The sequence below is a fragment of the Peribacillus huizhouensis genome, assembly GCF_014138605.1.
GTDB classification, from domain to species: Bacteria; Bacillota; Bacilli; order Bacillales; family DSM-1321; genus Peribacillus; species Peribacillus huizhouensis.
In genome coordinates, this window is record NZ_JACJHX010000008.1 from 80,284 (window position 1) to 95,897 (window position 15,614).

Consider the following 15,614-nt stretch of genomic DNA (forward strand, 5'->3'; position numbering starts at 1 on the left):
AAAAAAACCTCTTCTTATAATTAAGAAGAGGTTTTAGCACTTTTTGCTATTTACTCTTCTTATCTTCAAGCTTCTCGCTTCTGGAATTAGCACAGTACAAAATAGTCTGTTGCTGAGGTATCAATGGGCCAGTCCCTCCACCTCTCTGGATAAGAAAATTATTTATTTAGTTTTAATATAATTATTACTCTATAGATATTACTACTAAATGTCAAGATTGATTGTAAGAAAAATTCTGAATAAATGAATTATTATTCACTAAGAAGACATAATTATTTTAAGCTATATGTACAATGCCCAAATACCCAATGATCAGGTCTTTAAGTAATGGGGTACATCTTTAGAATATAAAAAAACCAGTTCAATAAAGAACTGGTTTTGTCCCTAGCAATTAGGTAGCCGCCATTGCCGTAAGCTCAGTAATAAAGTTTTAAACCACCACTCCTCAAAGTGGGTGTTTGCAAAAACAGTCCTGTATGTCCTCAGTCAATGAAAAAGGCCTGACATTCTTGTTTTGATATAAAACTCCCTATTACAGCTTAAAGGTTAAAACTTAATTATCAATACGTACAACGCAGCTTGTATTAGTATAATATCTGAAATGAACAAGAATTGCAAGCCTATTGATTGGATAATACAATTCATTATGCTTTTAATCGCGGTTTAATTAACCCCATTTTGGGAATAAAAAAAGACTTGTCAAAGTTTCACTTATATCTAAGTATGTTCACGAGCCTTCCATTAAACTTCCACCTTGCAAACGCTTAAGAAAAGTCTATAATAATAAATATCTACATAAGAGGAGTGAAATTTATGTTTTCCAATATTGGAGTACCAGGTTTAATTCTCATTCTTATATTAGCACTTATTGTTTTTGGCCCTAGTAAGCTACCTGAAATTGGAAGAGCCGTCGGAAATTCATTACGCGAATTTAAAAAAGCGACAAAAGAATTAACAGATGATATTAAAGAAGATGTAAAAGAAGACATTAAAATCGCAAAACAAGATTCACTAAAATAGTAATATAAGTGATATCCTCAGTTGCACAATTTATCCCGCATTAACAGGCAGTCCCCACCTCAAGGCTTAGTGGATTTGAAGAAGCCTTGGTGGGAGTTAAACTGCCGAAATCCTGATTGGATCGGCTAACAATTAGTGGGAGATGATGCCCCGCACTGATTGAAGTTTCACTTGATAGAAAAGAATTAACTATTTTTAAATTTTCGAAAAGAAAAGACGCCTGCATTGCAGGCGTCTTTGATGCGTTTGCGGCGAGAAACCGTTGGGCCACATCCCTAACGTGCGTTAAGCATGTTCCTCGTCTTATGCAAATTAGCTCATCGCTTTATTAATATATCATTTTGACGATCAGCAGACAAGGTTTATTTGAAAAATAATTTTTTCTCTTTGGGTTCCTTTAATTACTCCTTTAACTATTTGTTTAGAAAGTACCCCTTAGTAAATAAAATTTGGCTATTATCTTTTTTAGAATAGTCGTATATAATATATTCTGACGAGGTTATTAATGAAATAATCATAAATTTATTCATTATTTTTCCCTTAAATACTGAAATTTGAGTATTTCTGTCTTAATTGCATAACCATATTTAGCTTTTTACTATCATTGGTATAATAAAGTATAATATATATTCTAACGAGGAAATTTACAAAATACTCAAATTATAAAAATACAGCAACTCAAATGATAAGCTGCTGTATTTTTTATCAATTTTATTTATTTTTTGTTTACAAATTTATCATTAATCGACTTAATTCATCCGAAGATACGGCTACTTTATCAAATCCAGAGCTCAAGCTATGGAAAATATCTGTAAAATCAGACATTTCTCCAGCAATAATAACATTTTGCTCCATTACTTTTTCCATCGAAGTTAGAATGTGATTAAAAAATACCGTCGTTTCTTCTGAATGTTCCTTTACATTTTTCATATCATCTTTGACTGAGTATATAAAAGCGTTCATTTCCTCAGTATAAGATTGAATTCCATTAATTAACAACGAAACCTCAGATACAGATTTCTTCGTACTTTCAGCAAGTTTCCTTACTTCACCTGCTACGACTGCAAATCCTTTGCCGTTTTCTCCTGCTCTAGCAGCTTCAATTGCAGCATTCAAGGCCAATAAATTTGTCTGATCAGCAATTGCAGTTACCATTGTAACGACTCCATTAATTTTAAGTGAAGTATTAGTTAATTGCTCCATTTGATGAGAAAATTGGTTCATAGCCTCTTGTGAACTAATCATTAACTCTTCAACATTTTTCAAAAGTGTTACTCCTTCTTTTGACTTTTGAACTGTATCAGTTGCAATATTTGAGCCTTCCTCTGTTAAAGATTGAATTTCATTTATTTTATACTGAATATCTAGTGTGGCAGCATTTGTCTCTTCACTAACTGACGCTAATTCTTGAGTGTTAGCTTGAATAGTTGATTTAATTACTTGTTTTTCCGATGCAACTTGGTTACGAATCTTTTCACTTTCCAATTCATATGCTTCCAGAACGATTTGTTGTTCTAAACTTAATAATTTAGTAATAGCAAGTACAATTTCTCGATACTCTTCCATCGTTTCTGCTATGGGCGTTACCAAATCAATTAGTGATTTTTGTAAATCTTGAAAAGCGCACATATACCATTTGGGTTGCAATCCTATTCGAACATGGACGTGTGCGATGATATTCCGCTGTTTTATGTAGTCATCATTAATTTTCCCACTAAACATTTCATAAATGTGACGGTTCAATGTTTTTTTCAATCTATCGATGGAACTATTATCTTGAATAATTCTCATCAGTCCAGGTTGTTTTTCCAGATTGAGATAGAAATTACCGACAATCATATCTATGTTTTCTTTAATCAGTGGTTGAAGAGAACGTGCAACACATAAATCTTTTTTTGTTAGCTGAATCAAATCCATTTGAATTAAGACATCTGGATATTGATTAACATTAATTTCAGTCATTTCTTCATATTGTTCATGCAAGCTCTTCTCTTTTTTTTTCCTGTTTCTCATAATAAATGGTTTCATTAATCAAATCTCCTCAATACTGTATTAAAGTGTTTAATTATATATCGGTAAATTTGTTAGAATTTTAATAACTCTGGTACAAATATACAAGTCACTTCCTAAAAAAACGAAGAACTGCCATTGACGTTCGTTTCACAGATTCTTATACTGTATAAATGAATGAGAGAAAATAGGTGAATGCAGTGGATTTTTCGATACAATATTTATCTTTTTACGTAATATCTGTCGAAGGAAAAGGTGATCAGGCGGATAAACGATATAAGCATTTCCAAACATTGGATGAAGAAGAATATGAAAATAGCTCACTCAAGGATTTTCTTGATGGAGAATTAATGAAAATTAGCAAACGTAAAGTTGATCGGCATCCAAAAGCTGAACAAGTTCCAACTAAAATTGGATTTTTTATCGTCGAAGAAGGACATGAATTAGACTCTAATCCAAACTATAATTTATTCAATCGTGTTCGTTTTGCAGATACAAAAGACCAGTTTCATGATGAGAACGAACAATTTGTTAGCGCGTATTTAGACACTAGTGCAGTTCGGGGCGGTGTTTTTCTCATCGCAAGTGCAAAATTAACAAAATACTTTGATGAACCATTCGTATTCTTACTTAAATGTGACTTCGAGCCAAAGGTCGCCTCCATATCCGACGAAGCAACCTTAATTCAAAACGTAGAAATGGCCATTACAACGAAAAACATGAAATCTATCCAATATCCCTACATGCCAGAAGAAGGAATGGTTGAACCTGGCGAACTAAAGATTCATCAAGCCTCTCATGCCCGCTACTTTGAAGACTTCTTGAAATTCGTTGATTATGGTGAATCAATGCCAGAAATTATCCGGAATGAAGTGGTCGGAATGGTGAGCGAACACGTGAACGAACATTTTCCGGAAGGCAGCGATGCCCGCGTTGAATTCGAAAATGACATCGAAATATGGTCGGCCAGTGAGAAGCGCGAACTGCGTGAACGCCTTGATTCGCACCGCATCGTCGAGGCAGCCGCATCTATGATCGAAATTACGCCGGACCTCGATTTGAAAATGAAGCTCGACCATATTAGCGTAAATGGGCTACTTTCTGACTTCGGGGAATCGGTCCATATCGCAAAAGTTAACGACAAGTATGTAACGGTAATTGAGTCGGATTCCATCGTTTTCGAGAAGAGCGTCAGCCCGATCGAGTTTTTAAAACCGGAAATGCTCGAAGTAGTAATGGAAAGAATTAACGCTAAAAACAAGTAAATTGGTCCGAAACACACGTAAATCACGCGGAAATGTGACCGCAAGTGTGACCCGTGTGTGACCGCAAAATAACCCTGCATTACGCAGATTTCCTACGTTTATGGGCGGTCACTGTGACCGCTCTTTTCTATTATTACTCGTCAACCTCTACGCCAACCAACGCCTCAAACTCCAACCTCTCGACGGACCCATCCCGTTTCTTCACGCGCAGATCCTTCGTAATCGGATTTATATAATGTACGAAGCCCACGACTTCCTCCGTAAATCCGTTCGCCCATACCGAAAGTCTGACGTCCAGCAAATATTCCATTGCGTAGGCAATCCGCGTATCAAATTCCGCCAACTGATATTCGTCCAACACCGGCTTGGCTTCCCGCTCACAATCAATCAGTGCCTCGCGAAGCAATGCGGTTTGTTCCGTTAAGAAAGCCGCAGGTTGCCACTTAATTAGTCCGCGATCATGTATCGCCATACCTAACGCCTCCAATTTCGTAATGTTAGCGTTAGTATATACGAACATACATTCGTTAGTCAAGTTGAAGCCAATCGTATTCTTCGTTAGTCCGTTTATATATTTCACGACTGGCCTCCGCAGTAGCTTGCTGCCATGCAACGAATAGATAATCGTCTAGCTTGCGGACTTTCCCCTGCTTCGATTTCATGATTGCGTTATGGAACGCTACGACGAAAGGTTCCGTGTAATCCTCGATCATAAAATGGCGATTGATCGAACGCTTTGCCCGTAAAAGAATTCCGTAGTATTTATAAATAGCATCTGCGTTAAAGTAACGAGACATCGCCGTATAGATATCGCTTGGCAACGATCTTTTCAGCGCTTCGGACGGAATATACGTATCTAGTAATGTAGCTCTTTTTAATTGATTAATAGAAAACAAAGGTTCGGATTTGATTTCCGAAGGTTCTGCGCTACTCTCCGTAGGGGTTTCGTCCTCCTGTCGACTGGACATGCTCGACTGGTCACTAGTAGGTAAATCGCTGCTCGGCGGAAGTATTTGAATAATGTTAGCGCCCTTACCTCCGTTAACCTTTCGCGTGGTTGCTATCTTCTTAACGATGCCTAGCTCCGCCAATTTCGCCAACGCCCGCCGGGCCGTCTTTTCACTCTTCGCAATAAGGTTCGCAAGGGTCGCCGCCTTTAGGTGCGCAACTCCCGCAAACTTGACAGCGTAACGAGCGATGGCTTTAAGTGTCACGCGATCCGTTTCGTTAAGGTCGTAAGTATTACGTTTAATATGCGTGTAAATTGCGTCGTTTAATTCCTGCGTAGAGTTGAACGTTTGGTACTCCGCTAAGTAATGCACAAATATCTCCTCCATTTCCTTTATTTAGATATAAGTATATATCGTTATAGCGATAAGTCAACCACTATTTACAAAATAGCGATATTCCGTTATACTTATACAAAACGGTACAAGGAGGAAACTCGTATGCTATACGTTAAAGTTGCGGAAATACTTGAAGAACAAGGAATCACGCGCGCAACCCTCGCCGAAATGACAGGACTTCGTCCGAACGTTATTAGCGAAATATGCAATAACCAACGGACGACGATAAATCGCGAACATTTGGCGCGAATTGCAAAAGCGTTAAATATTACGGACGTTAGCCGACTTATAGAACTACGCTAGTAACGATTCAACTTCCGTCCAATGGCGCCCATACATTCGCGAGTGGCGTTTCGTTAAGAACGAGTTGTCATACTGCGGTAACCTTTCGGACGGTGGCGCGAGGCCCTTCAGCAAGAAAGCGTTCTGCCTTCGCCCACCAAATCGCGCTAGGAATATCGCATGATAGGCTTCCGTTTGCAGCGCCAGCTCAACGTCAAAGTTCGGCTTTAGCTGCGCTTCTAACTTTTCGAACACCTTCCGATTGTCGTTCGCGAAAAGGAACCAATTGATCCCGCCGCTAATTAAATCGTTGTCTAAGTCGTATTTCAGCAAGTCGAAATGGTGGAACGCGAATATGCCCGCTAATCGCCACTTCGGTCCCTCCAGTACAATCCGTTGCATAAGCGCTTTTAGTCCTGGCGTTAAGTATTGGTGAGGCTCGTTGAACACTATAAACGCGCTGCCTTCCGCTGGATCCATTAGAAGCTTCGTCATAAATATTTTAAGCGTCACCCAATGTATTAACGTTTTCGCCGACAATGCGCCGAGCTTACGATTCGGCACGCGAATAATGACGACCTTCCCTTCACGTATCCACTTCTCGAAATCAATCTCCGGCTTCGGTGCCTGCGCAAATATGCGGAATAAAGTATCGTCGCCGAGCATTTCGTCAAGCCGATTTAGGATTGCGCTGGCCTTACCGTCCAGAGTCTTTTGACCATCGCGCAACACCTTCGGATTTCCTTTCGCATCTAGTCCGTATTCTGAAAGGTATTTTTCGAGGAAATGCGCCGTACGTACGTGACCGCCTTTATGCAACTCCTTCGCCCTTTCTGCGCGAAACTCTTCGTCTTCCAACAGCCTCTTTATTTCGAACAAACTCCCGCCACTGGCTTTCGCGAACTCCCGCAGAATAGAACGCGACTGCCCCATCGATTCCATATCGCCGAAGAAGTCGATTAGCTCCTGCGCAAAACGGTTTGTGCCGTTCGTGCCGAGCCGTTCGATAATTTCCGTCAAGTCCATCGGTACAGGGTAATCCGTGTCGCTTAGATCGAGGTCGATAATCTTATCCGCCGGCAAAGAGTCGCGCACGCCGTCCGCAAAGCCGCGCTCGCCATCTTCCATGATAGCGTCTATTACGAACGTAGCGATTCCGTGATTCAAGCACGCTTCGATCACAAGGTTTTTCGCCAATGTGTCTTTACCCATACGCGGAGCCCCAACGAGTCCGTAACTACGGAAAGTTTCGTCGAGGTTACTTGTCGGAATACATATCGGATGCTGGACGCCCTTCACTTCGCTATGCCCGACTAAAACCCCGTTGCTTTTCGATTTGACCGCCTTAGGCTCTTCCTCCACCGAACGTATATTATTACTTCCGATATTCAACGTAATTCCACCTAACAGCACGCCAGCCTTCGTCTCTTTATGTACAAGTACCGAAGGCACATCCGACTCAGCTTTTCGATTTACCGCGAGCTCTTCTTCGTATTTCTGCTGCACGGAAGATGTCGGCAACATTAGCGCTACTTTCGCCAGTTCGTCGCAAGATAGTAACGAAACATCTCCGTCAGCTTTCGTACGATTAGATAGATGCAGCGTATTTAATTCCGACACTACTTCCGCCTTGCGTGCTTTGATTCGAATCTTAGCCGGCCTTAATTCGTTATCGCCAGCTATTTCGCTGAACGCACTGCTTAACGTATTGGCGACGAGATTGCCGCGAAGCTTTTCGTCTGTAACCGTAGCCACGCGAATATGTGTCTTCCATACCGGCTGGTTGATTTTATTGGCGCTACGGTCGGAGAGGCGCGTTATATTCAGCTCGTCAAGCAACGCTGATTTTCGGTCGATGGCGGGCTTCTTTTCGTACACCTTTTCCGACTTAAAGAACGTATTGCTGACGGCATTCAGCGTGTCGTTAAGCACGTCGTAAATCTCATTAAAGAACGTAATCAAGCCTCCTTTTAGCGCATTTCCTGCCTTGTCAGCCGTTAGTTTTGCGCGCTGAGGAACTTTACCCTTCGCAAGCTTTTCGTGCGCCCATGAGGCATTCTTCGCCCATTTAGCGCGGCTATAAACCTCGGAAATAACGGACAGCCTTGCGAAATCTCCATCGTCGGATATATCGTCTAGTGCCGTAAGTATCGAAGCGATCGGCGAAGTCTGCTCCGTTTGATTCGTATGCATCGAAAATATGTCGTGACGGGCTAGGCGGAGTTCTTGCAAGGTCAGCTCGCCAGTTTGCGGGATTTCAAGCGCTTCGACTCCGACTTCCTCAACGGTCACACGCATATAGTTTTCGAGGATTTCGCGAAACTTCTTCGCCCATAGCTCCGACGTACTTACGTAGAACTCGACCGTCTTTTTGCCGTCTGCACGGCGGAATACTACGTCGAACCAAATGGCGTCCTTTTCGCGATAAATAAAACGGAAACCACCTTCCGATTTGCTGAGTCGCGCCGGCAAACCTTCGTAAATTTCGTACATCTTATGAAGCACGCGCCACATTTTCGCATTGCCGTTGTTCGTAACCGAGATGTGTGGCGTAATGCGAAACGTCTTCATTTCGTTTTTCTGCAGTGCGAAGTAATCCGAAAGCTTAATTGCGTGCAACTTCCGATTGAACATACGCCCACCTCCTACGAATTTGCGTTGATAATCCACACGATAACGCCCGTCATGCAGACGCTCCACCAGCCGAGCCACTTGCCCGCCCTGCCTGTAACCATAATCAAAACGCCCACTGCAATCGTAAGAAATCCACCTATTTCCGGCATGGTTGCGGTTATTGCGTTTAGACCATCGTGAAGCATATCGACGAATGGATTAACGATAACTTCGACTTGCTTTCCGATGACCCAGTCCGCGAAATTGTTATACTGTTCGAGGAACCAATTTCCGCCACCTCCGCTGACCGCCGACACTTGTTCCGCAACAGGAGACGGATCAATCCACGCGCCAGCTCCGTCTTTCATAGCGTAGTGTAGATGCGGACCCGTCGAGTGGCCCGTATTTCCGCTCAAACCGATTACGTCGCCGGCGTGAAGCTTATCGCCAACCTTTACGCTAACATTGCTCATATGGCCGTAAATCGAAGTAGTCCCGTCCTGGTTAAGAATCTCAACGCCTTTGCCGAGGTTTTTTCCGCCGAAGTTCATAACCCTTTCGACAGTCCCGTCAGTAATCGTCCGTAGCGTGGTACCTTCGGGCATGGCGAAATCAATGCCGCGATGCACATGTCCGCGCACTTCCGATAATTCTCCGTAAGGACTTGTAATACGAAATTTCATACTGCCGCCCTCCTTTCACAACGTTTTCAAAAAGTCGCGCACATCTATCGCATGTCTTGCAAGCGTATAGCCCGCCGAGCCACCGATGATTAATTCGAGCGCCTTGCCGCGGTGCCCGAACATCCACGAAACACCTGCGAATATGAATACGCCAACCACAATCCAATCAACAATATTCATGACCGCTGACCATACGTTGCCGAAGGTTGCGTCAGCCGATGCCGCTAGCGCTTGCTTTGGCGCCATTGCAAGGAATAGCCCTCCTCCAATCGCGACGAATTTTAGCACGGATAAGTCCGCCTTTTCTAGCCTTGCCGTAATGCTTGCCGTTGATTTCTTCGTGAGCTTCCCGCGCATAAAGTCGTTGAAATCCAACGTTTGTAATCTCGCCATTTTGCCCGCCCCTTTTCCGTATACTTTCGTTATAGCGTGCGCATACTAATCGTAAATCCCGCGAAAGGAGTTATCCGCCCATGTTTATTTTGCTTGGCGTCACTGCTGGTGCGCTTATAGGTACGTTAGTTAACGTACTTGTCGGCTAAAAAATTCGCCCCATTAATCGAGGGCGTCCGTATCCATATCGCGCTGAATCAGCATTTTTATATATGCGGAAAAGTTCGTAAATTGTAGCGAGTATTCGTAAATCTTCCGCTGGTGCGGATCGTTATAATTAAATGCAACTGGACGTCGTCGAATATCCTTCGGCGTCTTCGGTTTGTTCTCGACCATGTGACCGCCACCTTTCGTAGTTGCGCACTGGTTAATAACCATCGCCTAATTTAATACTACGGTGGGCCTCGACAAAACTTGCATGTACTACGGAAATTTATTCGAAAAAGTTGCGGAAATAGGTCGTTCGGGGTTGTACGGAAGGGTATACGTAAGTGGCGTAGGAAGCTTATCGCGCTTGCGCTTACGAGTAAGCATATGCGGAGGTTTGCGGATTATTGCGTGTCCTGGCGAAAAAAGGCACAAAAAAAAGTGCCCCAACCGTACGGAAGATGTCCGCATAGGTCGAGGCTAGTAATTAATCAAACGTTTATCGCTTCCGTAAATATAGATGAAATATGAATCCTTTTCGAGCGTGAGGTCGCCCTTGCGTTCTTTTAGTGCCGCTTTAACGGAGGCTTCTAAATCTTTCGCAGTTTCCGCGACATACTGCTTACTGCTCGGAACTCTGAGCCTTACGATAATAGCATCGTTCGAATAGTCTACTTCGATAGAAACAACGCTGCCGCTCGCTACTTCTTCGGCGAGTATTTCGCCATCATGCGCCGAGCGTTCTTCGTCTGTCAATCCGGATGCAGACATCGGCGCTGTTTTATCATCGCTCCATACCGAAACTACACCGATAATTACTAGCATCGCAATTACCATAAACGGGACCTTTATTTTCATGGCGAAATCACTCCGTTCAAAATTGTTACCTAATTTTACCGCATATACCATATGTACGCAAGCGCCTGCGTATTAGTACCGCAAGCCCTCCGGCGACTTTCGTTATTTACTCCGAGCCTTTCGGGTCACATCGTTATTCTTCCAATATGCCCACAGTGACGCCCCGCCGAGGAACGCCAAGTTAATGAACGTCGCCACGCCTTCTTCGTCGACAGGTATCGTCTGCACGCCCGCCATGTTTAGCGCAGTATTAATGAGAGCCAGCGCCAACAGTACGAACCTCGTCACCGTGCCTGCCGAAATATTTCGCGTTCTTTCCGCCATCTTACTTCGCCCCCTTCGTAGCCATTCGATGTAGCATCGCCCATACTTGTTGACGCGTCACGTTTTCGAACGGGTCACTGCCGTCAGAAATGCCCTGCGCAATAACCCATTCTTGCGCCTCTCTCGCGTAAACACTTGCGATTTGCGGTTTTGCCTGCGTCTTTACTTGCGCAACTACCTGCGCTGCGACAACTACTCCCTTCGCTTTCTTACCGCTGATTGATTCCGCGATTGCCTCGCAGATTGCCTCGAAATTATTCTTGTACGCAGTGACATCCGCCTTACTATCTACGAAGCACACCTCGATAAGTATGGCGGGCTTATTCGTCCGTTTAAGGAAGCCGAGGTCGGTCCGCTTCTTTGCTCCTCGATCTTTTAGCCCGCCAGCCTTCGCAATAGCCGCAGAAACTTTCGCCGCTAACGCTTTGGTCCCGTCGGAATAATAAAGGACTTCGACGCCCCTCGCTGCGTCCGTAGCGCTTGCCGCGTTAAAGTGAACGGAGACGTCCAGGTCGCGCGCCTGCTTGTTGTGAAACGCCACGATTCCGTTTATATTTGCGGTCTGTGTGCGGGAAGTATTATCATGGTATTCGGTGGCGCCAAGCAATTCGGCAACTTTCGAAGCAACCCGCCGCGCCTCGACCACCTCGTCAATTATTCCACAGGCACCCCGAACGTAAAGTGAGTGTCCACTCGAAATTACAACTTCTACAATCATTTCGCATTCCCCTTTCGGATAATTATGTGCTATAATACCGTTAAGGTCGGCGCCGTGATTTTCGTTGTCTAGGCGTAAGCACGGCTTGCCGACTGCCTATTTGAAAACCGCAATCGCCACCGTCACAATTAGTCCAACCACCGTCAGCATTACGCCCCAAATCCACTTCGAATTCGCCTTCATGTCACGTATATCTTCGCGGTTATCTAGTCCGATTTGCTTCGCCTCGTCTGCGATAGTTTTCGCCTGTTCCGCCGTGTGCTTAACTTCATTCAGATAGTCGACTTTCGTATCAATACGCACGAGCCATTCGCGTAATTCTGCGATGTCGCGCGAGATTGGTTCCGCCATGTGCTTCGCCCTCCTTTCGGTGAAATCGAAAAAGGCGCCCAAGGTGGACGCTAGTTGTGTCGTTTAATCTTCCTGTTATGCATTATCCGCAGCTAATTTAGCGTTTACTTGCTCTAAATAGCGATCCGGTACCTCACTAATATCACTTAGTCCGAGCTTTACTTTCGTATACCATAAAGTAACCATGAATTATTCCCCTTTCAAAGTAGCAATTTCAGACTTCAGTATTTCGATTTCCGTTAATGCTAATGCTAATGTTTCCGCAATTGCTGTAGCATCCTCTAATGTATAAGCCGCTACTATTGCCACTTCTTCTACATCCTCTTTCAACGTTACATTTTCTTGCAGTAACCGTTTAGCGTTAGGATTATTCCGAATTGCAGAATGTGAAAGCGAGTTCTTATATTCATCAACTAAATTAATGAATATCGTATTCGCAAATTCGTCACCAACTTCGAAGATTGTAGATATAGCGTAGTCGTATCCTCCTTTTAAAACAGGTACCGTACTATGAATCTCAACAACTTGCTTAGAGTGTATTTCGTATTCCAGATAAACCATTCGTCATCCCCCTATTCGATTGTAATTTTTCTAATGTGGGCATAATTATCATTCACATCTGTATTTGTAGCGTTTAATCTAATATAAAAATCTCCACTTAAACTAGACACATCTAATTCGAGAGTTATGTTTGAAGATACTCCAGTTTTAAAATAGCTGGTTCTTGCATTATAAACAGTAGCAAGTCCTGTTTGTTGTGTGCTGACGATTAAATATAGTGGATTATTCTGTGTTGATGTGCCTAAACGTATCTCTGCAAATTCGACCGTTACTTTAGATGCACTTGTTAAATCGTACATTTCAGGAGTGTACATAGCAAAACTTCTTGATGACCCAGCTCCATCAGAATCACATCTGAAATTGAAATTAAGAGTTTGCTCGGAATAAGCAATACTTGCAATTGTTTGTGTTCGAGATTTATACAGTCCCCAAGATACGTTTGAAATTCCGTTGATATATAGATTAATAATGTATTGGATAAAATCTTTCCAAACGCCACTTATATTACCTTTAGGAATTACTCTTTGTTTCCATACGCCGTTAATATTTTGCCAAACATTAACGGCTTTTTTCCATGTCCCCGCCGTTTTAAACCATGTGTTTTTCGCCATACTATCACCTACTCGTATTGAAAGTAAATGTCGCCATCTACTCCGCCTGTAGGATCAGCAGTGCCGAATGTAATTTTTCTTCGATTTTCCACTGGTAAAGCAGCCTGTTTTCCGTTAGCTAAATCATATGCTGCCTTTACTGCTTTCGGAGTTGCCGCCATTGATTCATCTGCACTATTCGTGGCGTTGGACAACTGAACATGACCTTTATCTGCTAAGGTTGCTACTTCAGTCTTATGCGCCGAAACCTCCGCCTTTGTCGCAAGCGCGCTAGTATCTACACCGATCACCTTACCGTTTGCATCAAGCGTCGCCAACCCTCCAGCCACGCCCACCTTCGCATCTACCGCGTTAGCCAGCGCATTCACATCGCGAACCACGTCCGTGGACATATTGCCAGTTACGATCGGTAATCCTAATTTTGACGTAGTCATTTCTCGTCCTCCTTTATGTTATAAGTAATTCTGCGTAAGTCAGTCCGCTCGCTTTAAGTGCATCGTAGTTTACATATTTTTCCCTTAATTGGTTATAAGTCACGTAAGTAAACTCAAACCCCACGATTAGATGTGCCGGAATAATATCGCGCAACGCCTGCTGAATGTCAGCGAGGTTTGCGGGCACGCCGAGCTTCCCGACGAACTTTACCGTTATCGTGTAGTTAGGCGAATCCTCGATAATCTCAACCTCGCCGTTCGCGTAAGATTCCGCCACGTTCTTAATCATTCCTACCGTGACCGTACCGATTCCGCGAAGCTTCGACCTCAGCAATTCTCGGCGTTGGTTAATCGGCTTACTTTCGTTGACAGGTATTCCGCAAAGCCACTCCCAAAACGCGAGCCCCCACGTTGCAGTATCGATGTAAAATTGCGCAAGAACATCGGCCGCATCTTCGTTGAACTGCTCGAACGCTTCTGACTCCGCTTTAATAATTGCGTTGACCTCGCGAATATCTTCGTAATACTTCGGCAAATAATCGCTCATTTCTCTCACGTAAATGCCACCGCCCCTGCTACGCCAACTTGGACGTCCGTCAAATGGATGTTCGCCGCGCCCCCGTTAACTAGCATATTCTCGTAGTCAATTACCGTCGGGATGTCGAGTAATAAATTGGCGATTCGCGTATACCGGATGAGGTCGTCAGTGAACGCGATTGAGCTTAGGTAGTTCGCGAGTGCTTCCGAAAACTGGGCGGACACGTCTTCTAAGTCAGCGCCATCCTCTAGCGTAAGAGTGGCGGAAACATTAATAGCTAATTCGCTCGCCCCTACTACGGTAACAATAGGGCCGACCGGCCGATTACTTTCGATGTTTGCGGTCGCCGCGTCGATGACCACTTGGTCCGGCGCCCTTCTGCTCGTACTAAGCAAGACCACCTTGACCGTATTGCCTCCATTCCAAACCGGATATACTTTTACGTCGCCCACGCCCGAAACCTCTAACGCCCATTGACGATAATGATTGGCGTTACCGCTTGTGGACGGCCGTTGCACTCGATCCTTTAAACGCTGTAGCAACGAATGGTCATCCTCGGTGTCCACTCCCCCGGAAAAAGCCTGCGAATTAGTAACCGTGACAACCCCGTAAAGAGGGCCCGGTGCCAGTGCGCTAATAGTGCCCGCTGCAACATTACCTCCAACTCCGCCTAGTTCAGCTTCCGCTTCAACAGTCGCTGTTCCGCCCGAAAGTAACACGTCTGCCAGTGTCTCGAAAAACACGTCCTGCGCTGTTTGAACTCGTGTACCCGAAGGAACAAGCATATCTGCAGGTCCGGTAAGAGTTACGGAACCTTGCGCTTTTAGTTCCTGCTTACGGGCTACGCCGAATTCACCTGCGCGTAAATCCAAATATATGCCCTCCGTAGTCTCCGCGAAACCTAAGCCGAGAACGGAATCCAATTCGACATAAGCATGCGCTAACTCGATTGCCGCAGGATATGTCATGTCGTGTACCACCGAGCCTTCCCGCTTATCTAACGAGTCATCTACGCTAACTAACATCGCAGCATGAAGTAGTTCGGCTGTTTTATCTTCAAATGCCATCTACATAGTCACCTCCAATACGAAATCTGCGTCGCTCTGTGTAGGAATTATGCGGCAACTTACGAACAGTGCGTCACCTTCCCTTGTATACTCGATATCTACTACGTCGGAAATGCGGTCATCATATGCTAAGGTTTCGTAAATCAATCGAGGAATTTCCGCATCCAGTAAAGCAGGCGTAACATCATCTCCGATTAAACCGTGAAGCTCACACCCATAATTGTCCGAGTAGATAGCGTACTTAGTCCTCTCAGTCATTATGGCTTTTCGGGCAAACTGGATTAGCGCAGTTTCATTATCGATAAAGCCTCCGATTGATCCGTTTTCGAAGTCAATTGACCACGTTTTCGACGGCTCCACCGCTTGCTCTAGCGAAGAAACTGCGCTATCTAA

19 protein-coding genes and 1 riboswitch are annotated in these 15,614 nt (G+C 44.1%); of the genes, 3 read left to right on the forward strand and 16 right to left on the reverse strand.

Annotated features, from left to right (window positions below; genetic code table 11):
- Window positions 1-56: 56 nt before the first annotated feature.
- Window positions 57-156: riboswitch (SAM riboswitch) on the reverse strand.
- A gap of 657 nt (window positions 157-813) precedes the next feature.
- Window positions 814-1,020 (forward strand): twin-arginine translocase TatA/TatE family subunit, encoded by a 207-nt coding sequence (locus HNP81_RS13435; protein WP_028390803.1) that lies wholly within the window; start codon window positions 814-816, stop codon window positions 1,018-1,020.
- 726 nt (window positions 1,021-1,746) lie between these two features.
- On the opposite strand, the gene HNP81_RS24310 is transcribed toward HNP81_RS13435, so the two are convergent.
- A complete protein-coding gene (locus HNP81_RS24310; protein ID WP_182502948.1) occupies window positions 1,747-3,048 on the reverse strand; it encodes a protoglobin domain-containing protein in 1,302 nt (433 codons plus the stop codon).
- 182 nt (window positions 3,049-3,230) lie between these two features.
- Here HNP81_RS24310 and HNP81_RS13445 point away from each other — a divergent pair, with 182 nt between their 5' ends.
- Window positions 3,231-4,295 (forward strand): DUF3900 domain-containing protein, encoded by a 1,065-nt coding sequence (locus HNP81_RS13445; RefSeq protein WP_182503071.1) that lies wholly within the window; start codon window positions 3,231-3,233, stop codon window positions 4,293-4,295.
- Window positions 4,296-4,428: 133 nt separating this feature from the next.
- Here the strand turns inward: HNP81_RS13445 and HNP81_RS13450 are convergent, their stop codons facing one another.
- Both HNP81_RS13450 and HNP81_RS13455 read right to left on the reverse strand, forming a co-directional pair.
- Window positions 4,429-4,767, reverse strand: a complete 339-nt coding sequence (locus tag HNP81_RS13450; RefSeq protein ID WP_182502949.1) for a YolD-like family protein — start codon at window positions 4,765-4,767, stop codon at window positions 4,429-4,431.
- Window positions 4,768-4,822: 55 nt separating this feature from the next.
- Complete coding sequence (locus tag HNP81_RS13455; protein WP_182502950.1) at window positions 4,823-5,617, reverse strand: helix-turn-helix domain-containing protein; 795 nt, start codon at window positions 5,615-5,617, stop codon at window positions 4,823-4,825.
- Window positions 5,618-5,743: 126 nt separating this feature from the next.
- Here HNP81_RS13455 and HNP81_RS13460 point away from each other — a divergent pair, with 126 nt between their 5' ends.
- Window positions 5,744-5,944: a helix-turn-helix domain-containing protein gene (locus tag HNP81_RS13460; RefSeq protein ID WP_182502951.1), complete on the forward strand. Its 201-nt coding sequence runs from the start codon at window positions 5,744-5,746 to the stop codon at window positions 5,942-5,944.
- Here the strand turns inward: HNP81_RS13460 and HNP81_RS13465 are convergent.
- From HNP81_RS13465 to HNP81_RS13525, 13 genes are all read right to left on the reverse strand, one after another.
- Complete coding sequence (locus HNP81_RS13465; RefSeq protein WP_182502952.1) at window positions 5,936-8,557, reverse strand: ATP-binding protein; 2,622 nt, start codon at window positions 8,555-8,557, stop codon at window positions 5,936-5,938. The genes HNP81_RS13460 and HNP81_RS13465 overlap by 9 nt on opposite strands.
- 11 nt (window positions 8,558-8,568) lie before the next feature.
- A complete protein-coding gene (locus HNP81_RS13470; protein WP_182502953.1) occupies window positions 8,569-9,219 on the reverse strand; it encodes a M23 family metallopeptidase in 651 nt (216 codons plus the stop codon).
- A gap of 15 nt (window positions 9,220-9,234) precedes the next feature.
- Window positions 9,235-9,612 (reverse strand): glycosyltransferase, encoded by a 378-nt coding sequence (locus HNP81_RS13475; protein ID WP_182502954.1) that lies wholly within the window; start codon window positions 9,610-9,612, stop codon window positions 9,235-9,237.
- A gap of 627 nt (window positions 9,613-10,239) precedes the next feature.
- Window positions 10,240-10,668, reverse strand: a complete 429-nt coding sequence (locus HNP81_RS13480) for a hypothetical protein (protein WP_182502955.1) — start codon at window positions 10,666-10,668, stop codon at window positions 10,240-10,242.
- Between the two features lie 51 nt (window positions 10,669-10,719).
- Window positions 10,720-10,941, reverse strand: a complete 222-nt coding sequence (locus HNP81_RS13485; protein ID WP_182502956.1) for a phage holin — start codon at window positions 10,939-10,941, stop codon at window positions 10,720-10,722.
- 1 nt (window position 10,942) lies between these two features.
- Window positions 10,943-11,659 carry an N-acetylmuramoyl-L-alanine amidase gene (locus HNP81_RS13490; RefSeq protein ID WP_182502957.1) on the reverse strand — a complete coding sequence of 239 codons (717 nt, stop codon included), beginning with the start codon at window positions 11,657-11,659 and terminating at the stop codon, window positions 10,943-10,945.
- 96 nt (window positions 11,660-11,755) lie between these two features.
- On the reverse strand, window positions 11,756-12,010 hold the full coding sequence (locus HNP81_RS13495) for a hemolysin XhlA family protein (RefSeq protein ID WP_182502958.1): 255 nt from the start codon (window positions 12,008-12,010) through the stop codon (window positions 11,756-11,758).
- A 189-nt stretch (window positions 12,011-12,199) separates the two neighbouring features.
- Complete coding sequence (locus tag HNP81_RS13500) at window positions 12,200-12,571, reverse strand: hypothetical protein (protein WP_182502959.1); 372 nt, start codon at window positions 12,569-12,571, stop codon at window positions 12,200-12,202.
- Between the two features lie 11 nt (window positions 12,572-12,582).
- Window positions 12,583-13,182: a hypothetical protein gene (locus HNP81_RS13505; protein ID WP_182502960.1), complete on the reverse strand. Its 600-nt coding sequence runs from the start codon at window positions 13,180-13,182 to the stop codon at window positions 12,583-12,585.
- A gap of 8 nt (window positions 13,183-13,190) precedes the next feature.
- Window positions 13,191-13,616, reverse strand: a complete 426-nt coding sequence (locus HNP81_RS23660; protein WP_246399349.1) for a phage tail protein — start codon at window positions 13,614-13,616, stop codon at window positions 13,191-13,193.
- 13 nt (window positions 13,617-13,629) lie between these two features.
- The gene (locus tag HNP81_RS13515; protein ID WP_182503072.1) at window positions 13,630-14,163 is read right to left on the reverse strand and encodes a YmfQ family protein; all 534 of its coding nucleotides are present in this window, start codon (window positions 14,161-14,163) and stop codon (window positions 13,630-13,632) included.
- 5 nt (window positions 14,164-14,168) lie between these two features.
- On the reverse strand, window positions 14,169-15,221 hold the full coding sequence (locus tag HNP81_RS13520; protein WP_182502961.1) for a baseplate J/gp47 family protein: 1,053 nt from the start codon (window positions 15,219-15,221) through the stop codon (window positions 14,169-14,171).
- Window positions 15,222-15,581, reverse strand: a complete 360-nt coding sequence (locus tag HNP81_RS13525; protein ID WP_312859680.1) for a DUF2634 domain-containing protein — start codon at window positions 15,579-15,581, stop codon at window positions 15,222-15,224.
- Window positions 15,582-15,614 lie beyond the last annotated feature (33 nt).

What these genes read in the sequence shown, in the direction of transcription:
- HNP81_RS13490 (WP_182502957.1), bottom strand. Translation starts at nt 11,659, where the DNA reads ATGATTGTAGAAGTTGTAATTTCGAGTGGACACTCACTTTACGTTCGG.
- HNP81_RS13495 (WP_182502958.1), bottom strand. Translation starts at nt 12,010, where the DNA reads ATGGCGGAACCAATCTCGCGCGACATCGCAGAATTACGCGAATGGCTC.
- HNP81_RS13505 (WP_182502960.1), bottom strand. Translation starts at nt 13,182, where the DNA reads ATGGCGAAAAACACATGGTTTAAAACGGCGGGGACATGGAAAAAAGCC.
- HNP81_RS13460 (WP_182502951.1), top strand. Translation starts at nt 5,744, where the DNA reads ATGCTATACGTTAAAGTTGCGGAAATACTTGAAGAACAAGGAATCACG.
- HNP81_RS13500 (WP_182502959.1), bottom strand. Translation starts at nt 12,571, where the DNA reads ATGGTTTATCTGGAATACGAAATACACTCTAAGCAAGTTGTTGAGATT.
- HNP81_RS13450 (WP_182502949.1), bottom strand. Translation starts at nt 4,767, where the DNA reads ATGGCGATACATGATCGCGGACTAATTAAGTGGCAACCTGCGGCTTTC.
- HNP81_RS24310 (WP_182502948.1), bottom strand. Translation starts at nt 3,048, where the DNA reads ATGAAACCATTTATTATGAGAAACAGGAAAAAAAAAGAGAAGAGCTTG.
- HNP81_RS13475 (WP_182502954.1), bottom strand. Translation starts at nt 9,612, where the DNA reads ATGGCGAGATTACAAACGTTGGATTTCAACGACTTTATGCGCGGGAAG.
- HNP81_RS23660 (WP_246399349.1), bottom strand. Translation starts at nt 13,616, where the DNA reads ATGACTACGTCAAAATTAGGATTACCGATCGTAACTGGCAATATGTCC.
- HNP81_RS13465 (WP_182502952.1), bottom strand. Translation starts at nt 8,557, where the DNA reads ATGTTCAATCGGAAGTTGCACGCAATTAAGCTTTCGGATTACTTCGCA.
- HNP81_RS13480 (WP_182502955.1), bottom strand. Translation starts at nt 10,668, where the DNA reads ATGGTATATGCGGTAAAATTAGGTAACAATTTTGAACGGAGTGATTTC.
- HNP81_RS13470 (WP_182502953.1), bottom strand. Translation starts at nt 9,219, where the DNA reads ATGAAATTTCGTATTACAAGTCCTTACGGAGAATTATCGGAAGTGCGC.
- HNP81_RS13485 (WP_182502956.1), bottom strand. Translation starts at nt 10,941, where the DNA reads ATGGCGGAAAGAACGCGAAATATTTCGGCAGGCACGGTGACGAGGTTC.
- HNP81_RS13435 (WP_028390803.1), top strand. Translation starts at nt 814, where the DNA reads ATGTTTTCCAATATTGGAGTACCAGGTTTAATTCTCATTCTTATATTA.
- HNP81_RS13520 (WP_182502961.1), bottom strand. Translation starts at nt 15,221, where the DNA reads ATGGCATTTGAAGATAAAACAGCCGAACTACTTCATGCTGCGATGTTA.
- HNP81_RS13515 (WP_182503072.1), bottom strand. Translation starts at nt 14,163, where the DNA reads ATGAGCGATTATTTGCCGAAGTATTACGAAGATATTCGCGAGGTCAAC.